Origin of the sequence: Rathayibacter sp. AY1E8, from assembly GCF_002931415.1 — a bacterium.
Lineage (GTDB): Bacteria > Actinomycetota > Actinomycetes > Actinomycetales > Microbacteriaceae > Rathayibacter.
The window spans coordinates 1-11,586 of sequence record NZ_PSVI01000076.1 but is presented as its reverse complement, the minus strand read 5'-3'; the positions used below and the strand labels follow the sequence as shown (position 1 = coordinate 11,586).

The following is an 11,586-nucleotide window of genomic DNA, read 5'->3' as shown; positions in this document are numbered from 1 at the left end:
CGGAGGGAGGCGATCGTCGCCCCCATCGGCCGCTTCGCCGCGTACGCGTCGCCGTCGAAGGTGGTGGGGCCGAGCGCGAGACCGGCCAGCGGCGGGACGAAGCGCATCACGGTGCCCGCGAGCCCGCAGTCGATCGTCGTCGAGCCGAGCAGCTCCTCCGCGGGCTCCACGACCAGGTCGGCGCCGAAGCCGCCGGTCGAGCCGGACTCCCGGATCGTGGTGCCGAGCGAGCGCAGCGCCTCGACCATCAGGGCGCTGTCGCGGGAGTGCAGCGGCGCCCGCAGCGTGGAGGGCCCGTCGGCCAGAGCGGCGAGCACCAGCTCCCGGTTGGTCAGCGACTTGGAGCCGGGCAGGCCGACCTCGGCGTCGAGAGCGCCGGCCGCGAGGGGTGCGGGCCAGGCGTCGTCGCCGGGGAGCGCACGGGCGTCGCCGTACGGATCGAACTCGGGAGCGGAATAACGCGAGAAGACCATCGGTTGTCAGGATAGTCGGCGCGCAGGGCGTCGTCAGGAGCGTGACGGAGGCGGAGCATGACGGCAGCACCCCCGGTCCTCCGGAGCAGCAGGCCCGTCGCCCGGAGGCGCCCTCGTGCCGCAACCCCGGTCGTCCGCCGCGCCGCCGCTCTAGAATCGCTCGTGATGACTCGCGACGACGAACCCCGCACCACCCCCGCCGACGAGGCTCCCGAGCCCGCCGACGCGGAGCAGACGATCGTGGAGACCGTCGAGGAGTCGCTGGACGACGCCCCGGTCGAGGCTCCCGTCGATCTCCGCTCCCTCTTCGAGCAGCAGGCGCTGCCCTTCATCGACCAGCTCTACGCGGCCGGTCTGCGGATGACGAAGAACCCCTCCGACGCGCAGGACCTCGTGCAGGAGACTTTCGCGAAGGCCTTCGGCGCGTTCCGCCAGTTCGAGCAGGGCACCAACCTGAAGGCCTGGCTCTACCGCATCCTCACGAACACGTTCATCAACTCGTACCGCAAGAAGCAGCGCGAGCCCTATCAGAGCGCGATCGACGAGCTCGAGGACTGGCAGCTGGGCGGCGCCGAGTCGACCACGGCCACCTCCAGCCGCTCGGCCGAGGCGGAGGCGATCGACCACCTCCCCGACACCGCGGTGAAGGAGGCGCTCCAGGCGATCCCGGAGGACTTCCGGCTCGCCGTCTACTTCGCCGATGTCGAAGGCTTCTCCTACCAGGAGATCGCGGACATCATGAAGACCCCCGTCGGGACCGTCATGAGCCGGCTGCACCGCGGTCGGCGCATGCTGCGCGAACGACTCACCGACTACGCACGCGAGCGCGGATTCCGCGCCGCATTCACTTCCGGGAGCACGAAATGACCGACAGCGGCTGCACGAAGGCGAAGGCCGAGCTCGAGGAGTACCTCCACAACGAGCTGTGCAAGGAGGACGCCGCCGACATCCGCGAGCACATGGCGGGATGCGTCGACTGCGCCGACGAGGCGAAGGTCGGCGTGGTGCTGACGGTCGCCGTGCAGCGGGCGTGCAAGGAGACGGCGCCGGAGGACCTCCGCGCCCAGGTGCTCGGCATGCTCCGCGACGAGCACGCCGCGCACTCCCAGGCGCCCGCCCGCCTCTAGGCGCAGCACGACCCGGGGAGCCCCGGCCGTTCGAGACCTCCCGCGCACCGCGGGCCCTCGAGGGGCCGGGGCTCCGTCGTGTCCGGCGGCCTCCGGTCGCCGCGGCACCCGCACGTCGCGAGCGCTCCTGCCGGTCTCTGCGGGCCTGCGGTCAGGCACGGTCCGCCCGCAACGTGACGGGCCCGCCGGAACACGAGGTTCCGACGGGCCCGACCGCGTCGTGCGGACCGCGGATCAGCGGGTGAGCGCCCGCGACAGCAGGTCTGCCTGCTCGGAGGCGTGCCGCTTGGCCGAGCCGGCCGCGGGGGAGGCCGCGGACGGCCGCGAGACCACGCGCATGGACCGGCCCAGCTTCGGAGCGACCTCGAGGGCCATGAACGGCCAGGCGCCCTGGTTCTCGGGCTCGTCCTGCACCCAGACGAGCTCCGCGTCCGGGTACCGCTCGGCGATGCCGCGCAGCTCCTCGATCGGCGCCGGGTAGTACTGCTCGACCCGCACCAGCGCGATGCCGTCGTCGGGCTTCTTCTCGAGCTCCGCCTTGAGGTCGTAGTGGACCTTGCCGGCGTGGAGCAGGACGCGCTTCACGGCGGAGGCGTCCTGGATCCGCGCGTCGTCGATCACCGGCTGGAAGCGGCCCGAGGTGAAGTCCTCGACCGGGCTCGAGGCGCCGCGCAGACGCAGCATCGCCTTCGGGGTGAAGACGATCAGCGGTCGGCGGGGCCGGGAGTAGGCCTGGCGGCGCAGCAGGTGGAAGTAGGACGCCGGCGTCGACGGGCGCGCGACGGTCATGTTCCGCTCCGCGCACATCTGCAGGTAGCGCTCGATCCGAGCCGACGAGTGGTCGGGGCCCTGGCCCTCGTAGCCGTGCGGGAGCAGGAGCACGAGCGACGAGCGCTGGCCCCACTTCTGCTCGGCGGAGGAGATGAACTCGTCGATCACGATCTGGGCGCCGTTCGCGAAGTCGCCGAACTGCGCCTCCCACAGCACGAGCGAGTCGGGCCGCTCCACCGAGTAGCCGTACTCGAACGCCATCGCCGCGTACTCCGAGAGCAGCGAGTCGTAGATCCAGAGCCGGGCCTGCTGCTCGGACAGGTTCATCAGCGGCAGCCACTCCTGGCCGTTCTCGCGGTCGTGGAGGACAGCGTGGCGCTGGACGAAGGTCCCGCGGCGCGTGTCCTGGCCGACGAGGCGCACCGGGGTGTCCTCGAGCAGCAGCGAGCCGAGCGCGAGCAGCTCGCCGAAGGCCCAGTCGATGGAGCCGGAGCGGCTCATCTCCTGCCGCTTCGCCAGCAGCTGCTGGAGCTTCGGGTGCACGGTGAAGCCCTCGGGCGGTGTCGTGAACGCGTCGCCTATGCGGGTGACGACCTCGGTCTTCACGCCGGTCACCTCGGGCTCGCCCGGGTAGTCCTCGCCCTGCTGCGCGTCGGGCAGCTCGAGGTCGGCCACGGAGTCGCCGTCGGCGGTGATCACGGGGATCGCGCCGGTCTGCGCGGCGTGGGTCTCGGCGAACGCGCGCTCCAGGCGGTCCTGGAAGTCCTGGTGGGCGCGGTCGTACTCCTCCTCGGTGATGTCGCCGCGGCCGACGAGCGCCTCGGTGTACAGCTTGCGGACCGAGCGCTTGGCCTCGATCAGGCTGTACATCAGCGGCTGGGTCATCGAGGGGTCGTCGCCCTCGTTGTGCCCGCGCCGGCGGTAGCAGATCAGGTCGATGACCACGTCGCGGTGGAACCGCTGGCGGTACTCGAACGCGAGCTGCCCGACGTGGACGACCGCCTCGGGGTCGTCGCCGTTCACGTGGAAGATCGGCGCCTGGATCGTCTTCGCGCCGTCGGTCGAGTAGATCGAGGTGCGGGCCTCGTGAGGGGGAGTCGTGAACCCGACCTGATTGTTGATGTTGATGTGGATCGTGCCGCCGGTGCGGTACGCGCGCAGCTGCGACATCTGCAGGGTCTCGACCACCACGCCCTGGCCCGCCATCGCGGCGTCGCCGTGGACGAGGATCGGCAGCGTGGTGAAGGTGCCGATGGGCTTGCGGTCCTGCTTGGCGCGGACGATGCCCTCGAGCACGCCGTTCACGGCCTCGAGGTGCGAGGGGTTCGCCGCCAGGTAGACCGGGATCTCCTCGCCCGCCGCGCCGCGGAAGGTGCCCTCGGTGCCGAGGTGGTACTTCACATCTCCGGAGCCCTGGACCGTGCGCGGGTCCTGGGTGCCCTCGAACTCGCGGAAGATCTGGCCGTAGGTCTTGCCGGCGATGTTGGTCAGCACGTTCAGGCGGCCGCGGTGGGCCATGCCGATCGCGACCTCGTCGAGGTGCTCGTCGGCCGCGCCCTGCAGGACGGCGTCGAGCAACGCGATGAGCGACTCCCCGCCCTCGAGCGAGAAGCGCTTCTGGCCCACGTACTTGGTCTGCAGGAAGGTCTCGAAGGCCTCGGCCTCGTTGAGCTTGCCCAGGATGCGCAGCTGCTCGTCGTGGCCCGGCTTCTCGTAGCCGCGCTCGAGCTTCTGCTGCATCCAGGCGCGCTGCTCCGGGTCCTGGATGTGCATGTACTCGACGCCGACGGTGCGGCAGTACGAGTCGCGGAGGATCCCGAGGATGTCGCGCAGCTTGAGCTGGCGCTTGCCGCCGAAGCCGTCCGTGACGAACTCGCGGTCGAGGTCCCAGAAGGTGAGGCCGTGGCTCTCGATGGCGAGGTCGGGGTGCGAGCGCTGCACGTACTCCAGCGGGTCGACGTCGGCCATCAGGTGCCCGCGGACGCGGAACGAGTTGATGAGCTCCTGCACGCGGGCGGTCTTGGAGACGCGCTCGGCGAGGTCGACGGCGATGTCCGTGGACCAGTGGATCGGGTCGTAGGGGATGCGCAGCGCGGCGAAGATGTCCTCGTAGAAGCCGCGGCCGCCGAGCAGGAGCTCGTGCACGATCTTGAGGAACTCGCCCGAGCCGGCGCCCTGGATGACGCGGTGGTCGTAGGTCGAGGTCAGGGTGATGGTCTTGCCGATACCCAGCTCGACCAGCGTCTTCTCGGACGCGCCCTGGAACTCCGCCGGGTACTCGAGGGCGCCGGCGCCGATGATGCAGCCCTGGCCCTTCATCAGGCGGGGGACGGAGTGGACCGTGCCGATGCCGCCGGGGTTCGTCAGCGAGAGCGTGGTGCCCGCGAAGTCGCCGGCGACGAGCTTGTTGCCGCGCGCGCGCTTGACCAGGTCCTCGTAGGCCGAGAGGTAGGCCGTGAAGCTCAGCGTGTCGGCGCGCTTGATGCTCGGCACGAGCAGGGCGCGCGTGCCGTCGGGCTTCGGCATGTCGATCGCGATGCCGAGGTTGACGTGCGCCGGAGCGACGACCGCGGGCTTGCCGTCGACCTCGTCGTAGAACACGTTCTGGCTCGGGAAGTCCTTGAGCGCGCGGATGAGCGCCCAGCCGATCAGGTGCGTGAACGAGACCTTGCCACCGCGGGTGCGGCGGAGGTGGTTGTTGATGACGATGCGGTTGTCGATCATCAGCTTCGCCGGGATCGTGCGGACGCTCGTCGCGGTGGGGATGCTGAGGCTGGCGTCCATGTTGGTCGCGAGGCTCTTCGCCATGCCGCGGAGCGGGGTGACGACGTCCTCGTCCGGCGTCGAGTCCTCGGCGGAGGGCTTGCTCACCGGAGCGTCGGCCGGGATCGGCTGCGCCTTCGGCTGCTTCGACGTGGTGCGGGAGGCGGGGGTCGACTCGGAGGAGGAGGCCGCGGCGGGATGGGTCACGGCGCCTCCGCCGCTCGACGAGACGCGCTCGGCGGCAGCGGCGGGCTTCGAGGCGGCGGGCGCGGGGGCCGCGGCGGGAGCCGGAGCCGGAGCGTCCTTGCCGGAGTTCGCGAGCTGGGCGCCGTAGCGCTCCAGGATGGGCCACCAGGACTCGTCCACCGAGGCGCGGTCGGCGCTGTACTGCTCGTACAACTCCTCCACGAGCCACTCGTTGGCTCCGAAGTCCTCCGCGCCCTGCTCTGTTCCTGCTCCGGTCAACTGGCTCGACACAGCCGATCGCCCACTCTCTCCGTTGATTCGTCCTCGATCATCCGGACGGGCCCGTCGCATCCCTCGGCGCCTGCCACCGCGGCGGAGGAGGTCGTCCTCGCACCAGCGGGAACCGGTGCCGTCGCCTGGTCCCGTCCCGGTCGCCAAGCCTAGCCCCGTTCCCTGCACGGCCGACCCGGGGCCGCGCCGGAGTAGCGTTTCCCCCATGCGTTTCTCCGGCGGAACACCCTCAGGCGACCTCACCTACTCGGACGTCTTCCTCGTCCCCGGCCGCTCGTCGGTGACGAGCCGCCTCGACGTCTCGCTCGCTCCGGGCGACGGCACCGGGGCGACGATCCCCGTCGTCTCCTCCAACATGAACTCGGTCACCGGTCAGCGCCTCGCAGCGACGCTCGCGCGCCGGGGCGGGCTCGGCGTCCTCCCGCAGGACATGCCTCTGCAGGCGCTGGACGCCGCGATCCGCTGGGTGAAGCGCCAGCCGGTCGCTTTCTCCGGCGCCCTCACCGCCTCGCCGGCGACGACCGTGGAGGAGGCGCTGCGCATCCTGCCGGCCGTCGCCGGCCACGGCTTCGTGGTGCAGGAGGAGGGCGGCGCGATCCTCGGCTGCGTCCCGGCCGCGCGCCTGGCGACCGCGCTGCCGGACGCGCGTCTGGGCGACCTGGTGCACTCCGCCACGCCCTCGATCGACGCCGACGACGTGCCCACCGCGCGAGCCGCCTTCGACCTCATGGTGGCCGCCGACCTCGACTTCGCCCCGGTGCTGCACCACGGCGCCCTGGTCGGCACGCTGTCGCGCACCGGCGCCCTCCGCTCCACCGTCTACGACCCGGCGCTCGACGCGGACGGGCGTCTGCGCGTCGCGGCGGCGATCGGCATCAACGGCGACGTCGAGGCGAAGGCGCGCGCGCTCGTCTCCGCGGGCGTCGACGTCCTCGTCCTCGACACCGCGCACGGCCACCAGGAGGGGATGCTCCGGGCGCTCCGGACGGTCTCCGCGCTCGATCTCGGAGTGCCGATCGCGGCGGGCAACGTCGTCACGGCCGACGCGGTGCACGACCTCGTCGACGCGGGAGCGGACATCCTCAAGGTCGGCGTCGGCCCCGGCGCGATGTGCACCACCCGGATGATGACCGCGGTCGGCCGCCCGCAGTTCTCGGCCGTCCTCGAGACGGCCGAGCGCGCGCACGAGCTGGGCGCCCACGTCTGGGCGGACGGCGGGGTGCGCTACCCGCGCGACGTCGCCCTCGCGCTGGCCGCGGGCGCCGCCTCCGTGATGATCGGCTCCTGGTTCGCCGGCACGATCGAGGCTCCGGGGGAGCTGCGCAGCGACGCGGCCGGCCGGGTCTACAAGGAGAGCTGGGGCATGGCCTCGGCCAAGGCGGTGCAGGAGCGCTTCGACCGCCTCGACGCGTACGAGCTCGCCCGCAAGCGCCTCTTCGCCGAGGGCATCTCCTCCTCCACCATCTACCTCGACCCGTTGCGGCCCTCGGTCGAGGACCTGCTCGACATGATCACCTCGGGGGTCCGCTCGTCCTTCACCTACGCCGGCGCCCGGAGCGTGGCCGACTTCCACGAGCGGGCGCACGTGGGCCTGCAGTCGGCCGCGGGCTACGAGGAGGGCAAGGCGCTGCCGGTCAGCTGGTGAGCGGGCGCCGCGTGCTAGAACCGAGCCCATGACCATCGTCGACAACGCCGTGTACGTCGACGGCCGCCGCATCCGGAACCCCGACTCGCTCGAGGACACCTTCGAGCTGATGCGCGACGAGCACGGCATGGCCTGGATCGGCCTCTACCGCCCGACGCGCGAGGAGGTCGAGGCGGTCGCCGAGGAGTTCGGGCTGCACCCGCTCGCCGTCGAGGACGCGCTCAGCGGGCACCAGCGGGCCAAGCTCGAGCGCTACGACGACGGGCTCTTCGTCGTGCTGCGGCCGGCGCGCTACGCGGACGCCGCCGAGACGGTCGTCTTCGGCGAGCTGCACGTCTTCGTCGGCCCCGACTTCGTGGTCACCATCCGGCACGCCGACTCCCCGGACCTCGCCCGCGTGCGCCGCCGCCTGGAGGAGGATCCGGCCCTCCTCGCCCGCGGGCCCGAAGCGGTGCTCTACGCGATCCTCGACCAGGTCGTCGACGAGTACGCGCCGGTGGTGTTCGGCGTCCAGGGCGACGTGGACGAGATCGAGGACCAGCTCTTCGGCGACGACTCGGACGACGGGCTCTCCGAGCGCATCTACCGGCTCTCGCGCGAGGTCATCCACTTCCAGCGCTCGGTGCAGCCGCTGACCGCCCTGCTGCACGAGCTGCTGCAGGAGTCGACGCCCGTGGAGGGGGAGCCCTCGCCCTCGCCGGAGCGGATCGAGCTGCGCCGCTCCCTCCGCGACGTGCTCGACCACACCATCCGTGTGACGGAGGCGGTCGACTCCCTGCGCGCGATCCTCGACAAGGCGCTCACGGTGCACTCGACGCTCGTCTCGCGCCGGCAGACCGAGACCGGGCTCGCCCAGAACGACGTGGTCCGCAAGATCTCCTCGTGGGCGGCGATCCTCTTCGCCCCGACCCTGGTGGCCGGCATCTACGGGATGAACTTCGACGACATGCCGGAGCTGCACTGGCGGCTCGGCTACCCCTGGGCGCTGGGCCTGATGGTGCTGTTCGGCTTCGCGCTCTACGCGGTGTTCAAGCGGAAGAAGTGGCTCTGAGCCGCCGCGTCGGAGCACGCCCGGCGGCGCTCCGCGGCGGGTAGACTCGGCGCCACAATGGACGACCCTCCCTCTGCGCATCCGGCCTGTTCCGATCACTGCCGTGCTCCTCGGACTCCCGCTCGACGCTCCGGTGCCGCCGCTCCGCCGGCCCGCACCGTCCGGCCCTCCTCGCACCTCCCTCTCGTGACCGGGGGCGACCACCGTGGGAACTGAGTGGCTCCTCCTCGGCGTCGGCCTGCTGCTGACCCTGGGCACCGGCGTCTTCGTCGCCAGCGAGTTCGCGCTGGTGAACCTCGACCGGGCCGACCTCGAGGCCCGTCGCGACCGTGGCGAGACGCGCCTGGGCATGACCATCGCGGCCCTGCGCGTCACCTCCACGCACCTCTCGAGCGCGCAGCTGGGCATCACTCTCACGACGCTGCTCACCGGCTACACGATGGAGCCCGCCCTCTCGACGCTGCTCCAGGAGCCGTTCAGCGGACTCGGCATCCCGGAGGAGGCGCTCGCGCCGGTCATGACGGTGGTCGCCATCGTCATCGCGACCCTGCTGTCGATGATCCTCGGCGAGCTGGTCCCCAAGAACTTCGCCCTCGCTCTGCCGCGGGCGACCGCGAAGCTCGTCGTGCCGCTGCAGACCGCGTTCACGACGGTGTTCCGCCCGGCCGTCGCCCTGCTGAACGGCAGCGCGAACGCCCTGCTGCGCCTGGTCGGCATCGAGCCGAAGGAGGAGCTCTCGGGCGCCCGCAGCGCCGAGGAGCTCTCGAGCCTCGTGCGCCACTCCGCGAGCGCCGGACTGCTCGAGGAGGACACGGCCGACCTGCTCGGGCGCACCCTCCGCTTCTCCGCCCTCACCGCGGGCGACGTGATGACGCCGCGCCTGCGCCTGTCGACGGTCGAGCGCGCGAGCACCGCGCAGGACGTGCTCGACCTCGCCCGCACCACCGGGTTCTCGCGCTTCCCGATCACGGACGACGACATCGACGACATCGTCGGAGTCGTGCACGTCAAGCAGGCCGTCGCCGTGCCCCGCGGCAAGAGGTCCGACGTGCCGGTCACGGCGCTGCGCTCCGAGCCGCTCCGCGTCCCCGAGACCATGAAGCTCGACGTGCTGCTCACGGAGCTGCGCGGACGCGGCTTCCAGCTCGCGGTCGTCGTCGACGAGTACGGCGGCACGGCGGGCGTCGCCACGCTCGAGGACCTGGTCGAGGAGCTGGTCGGCGAGGTCGCCGACGAGCACGACCGCTCCCGGGCCGACGTGGTCAAGCTCCCCGGCTCCACCACCTTCCCCGGCATGCTCCGCCCCGACGAGGTCCTCGACCGCGCCGGCGTGCACATCCCCGAGGAGGGGCCCTACGAGACGGTCGCCGGATTCGTGATGAGCGAGCTCGGCCGCCTCCCCGCCGTCGGCGACCGGGTCGACGTCGAGGGCGGGTCTCTGCGCGTCGAGCGCCTGGACGGCCGCCGCATCGACCGCCTCCGCTTCACGCCCGATCCCGACGCGGATCCCGACGGGATCCCCGACCCGCTCGCCGACGTCGCCCGCGGACACCGCGGACGGAAGGAGTCCGACGATGAGTGACTGGGCCGGAATCGCCTGGCTCGTGGTGCTCCTCGCCGCGAACGCCTTCTTCGTCGGAGCGGAGTTCGCGGTCATCTCCGCGCGCCGCTCCCAGATCGAGCCCCTCGCGGAGAGCGGACGCCGCAGCGCGATCACCGCGCTCGCCGCGATGGAGCACGCCACACTGATGCTCGCGACCACGCAGCTGGGCATCACCGTCTGCTCGCTGCTGATCCTCAACGTGAGCGAGCCGGCGATCCACCACCTGCTCGAGGTGCCGCTGCACGCCGTCGGCATCCCCGACGAGCTCTCCGGCACCGTCGCCTTCGTCATCACGCTGCTGATCGTGTCGTTCCTGCACGTGGTGCTCGGCGAGATGGTCCCCAAGAACATCTCGTTCTCGATGCCCGACCGCGCCGTGCTCCTCCTGGCGCCGCCGCTCGTCGCCATCGCCCGGGTCCTCCGCCCGATCATCGTCGCCCTCAACGCGGTCTCGAACGGAGTGCTCCGCCTCTTCAGGGTGGAGCCCAAGGACGAGGCGAACAGCACCTTCACGCTCGAGGAGGTGCAGACGATCGTCGACCAGTCCACCCGCGAGGGCACGCTCCGCGACTCGACCGGGACCCTCCTCGCCGCGTTCGAGTTCACCGAGAAGAAGGTCCACGACGTCGCCCTGCCCCTCGACGGGATCGTCAGCCTCCCCAGCGGAGCGACCCCCGCCGACGTCGAGCGCGCCGTCGCCAAGCACGGCTTCTCGCGCTACGTGATCCTCGGCGAGGACGGCACCCCCGAGGGCTACATCCACCTCAAGGACGTCCTCGACCTCGACGGCGACACGGAGGGCGCCAAGTTCCGCCTCCCCGTCCCCGCCAAGCGCATCCGCCAGCTCGCCTCGATCTTCGAGGCCACCGACCTCGAGGACGCCCTCGCGATCATGCGGCGCACCGGCGCCCACCTCGCCCGCGCGTTCGACGAGCAGGGCCGCGCCACCGGAGTGCTGTTCCTCGAGGACATCATCGAGGAGCTCGTCGGCGAAGTCGACGACGCCACCCGCCGCTAGGCGCGGGCCGCGGAGGGGCCGTCTGCGGCGTTGTCGTCGGGTGCGATACCGCCGGTATCGCTTCCTCCTCCGCCTTGCATCCGACCCCTCCGCGGCCCGCGCCCGCGGGTGCTGGAGGCGGCGTTGTCGTCGGGTGCGATACCGCCGGTATCGCTTCCTCCTCCGCCTTGCATCCGACCCCTCCGCGGCCCGCGCCCGCGGGTGCTGGAGGCGGCGGCGGCGTTGTCGTCGGGTGCGATACCGCCGGTATCGCTTCCTCCTCCGCCTTGCATCCGACCCCTCCGCGGCCCGCGCCCGCGGGTGCTGGAGGCGGCGTTGTCGTCGGGCGCGATACCGCCGGTATCGCTTCCTCCTCCGCCTTGCATCCGACCCCTCCAGCACCCGCGCCCCCCTGGAAAAAGGGGAGAGGGGTGCGGCTGCGCCGGCACCAGTGCGCTGCGCCGGCACCAGTGCGGCAGCGGCGGCACCGGGCGGCTCCGTCGCAGGGCGACGTAGGGTGGCGGGATGGGTGAGCGGGTCGGGACGGCGGAGGCGGCGCGGAGCATCAGGGTGCCGCGGGAGGACGACGACAAGTACACGCGCGGGGTGCTGGGGATCGCGACCGGGTCGGAGCGCTACCCGGGAGCGGCGGTGCTCGGCGTCGAGGCGGCGGTGCGGA

Annotated in this window: 7 protein-coding genes and 2 pseudogenes; 7 read left to right on the top strand and 2 right to left on the bottom strand. The window is 71.9% G+C overall.

The features are described from left to right. A pseudogene (locus C5C74_RS15755) lies at positions 1-473 on the bottom strand (3-phosphoshikimate 1-carboxyvinyltransferase); the annotation flags it as partial. A 165-nt stretch (positions 474-638) separates the two neighbouring features. Between C5C74_RS15755 and C5C74_RS15750 the strand changes: the two are divergent. Both C5C74_RS15750 and C5C74_RS15745 read left to right on the top strand, forming a co-directional pair. Beyond that, complete coding sequence (locus C5C74_RS15750) at positions 639-1,340, top strand: sigma-70 family RNA polymerase sigma factor (RefSeq protein WP_104224117.1); 702 nt, start codon at positions 639-641, stop codon at positions 1,338-1,340. Further along, a complete protein-coding gene (locus C5C74_RS15745; protein ID WP_104224116.1) occupies positions 1,337-1,600 on the top strand; it encodes a zf-HC2 domain-containing protein in 264 nt (87 codons plus the stop codon). Before C5C74_RS15750 ends, C5C74_RS15745 begins: the two co-directional genes overlap by 4 nt. Before the next feature lie 234 nt (positions 1,601-1,834). On the opposite strand, the gene C5C74_RS15740 is transcribed toward C5C74_RS15745, so the two are convergent. Continuing rightward, positions 1,835-5,611, bottom strand: a complete 3,777-nt coding sequence (locus C5C74_RS15740; protein ID WP_181068290.1) for a multifunctional oxoglutarate decarboxylase/oxoglutarate dehydrogenase thiamine pyrophosphate-binding subunit/dihydrolipoyllysine-residue succinyltransferase subunit — start codon at positions 5,609-5,611, stop codon at positions 1,835-1,837. A gap of 205 nt (positions 5,612-5,816) precedes the next feature. On the opposite strand from C5C74_RS15740, the gene C5C74_RS15735 reads away from it, so the two are divergent. The 5 genes and pseudogenes from C5C74_RS15735 to C5C74_RS17940 all read left to right on the top strand — a co-directional run. Then, the gene (locus C5C74_RS15735) at positions 5,817-7,256 is read left to right on the top strand and encodes a GuaB1 family IMP dehydrogenase-related protein (protein ID WP_104246650.1); all 1,440 of its coding nucleotides are present in this window, start codon (positions 5,817-5,819) and stop codon (positions 7,254-7,256) included. A gap of 28 nt (positions 7,257-7,284) precedes the next feature. Further along, positions 7,285-8,307: a magnesium/cobalt transporter CorA gene (corA, locus tag C5C74_RS15730; protein ID WP_104224113.1), complete on the top strand. Its 1,023-nt coding sequence runs from the start codon at positions 7,285-7,287 to the stop codon at positions 8,305-8,307. 205 nt (positions 8,308-8,512) lie between these two features. After that, on the top strand, positions 8,513-9,889 hold the full coding sequence (locus C5C74_RS15725; RefSeq protein WP_104225499.1) for a hemolysin family protein: 1,377 nt from the start codon (positions 8,513-8,515) through the stop codon (positions 9,887-9,889). Further along, positions 9,882-10,928: a hemolysin family protein gene (locus C5C74_RS15720; RefSeq protein ID WP_104335148.1), complete on the top strand. Its 1,047-nt coding sequence runs from the start codon at positions 9,882-9,884 to the stop codon at positions 10,926-10,928. Before C5C74_RS15725 ends, C5C74_RS15720 begins: the two co-directional genes overlap by 8 nt. Before the next feature lie 504 nt (positions 10,929-11,432). After that, positions 11,433-11,586: pseudogene (locus tag C5C74_RS17940) on the top strand (NAD(P)H-hydrate dehydratase); the annotation flags it as partial.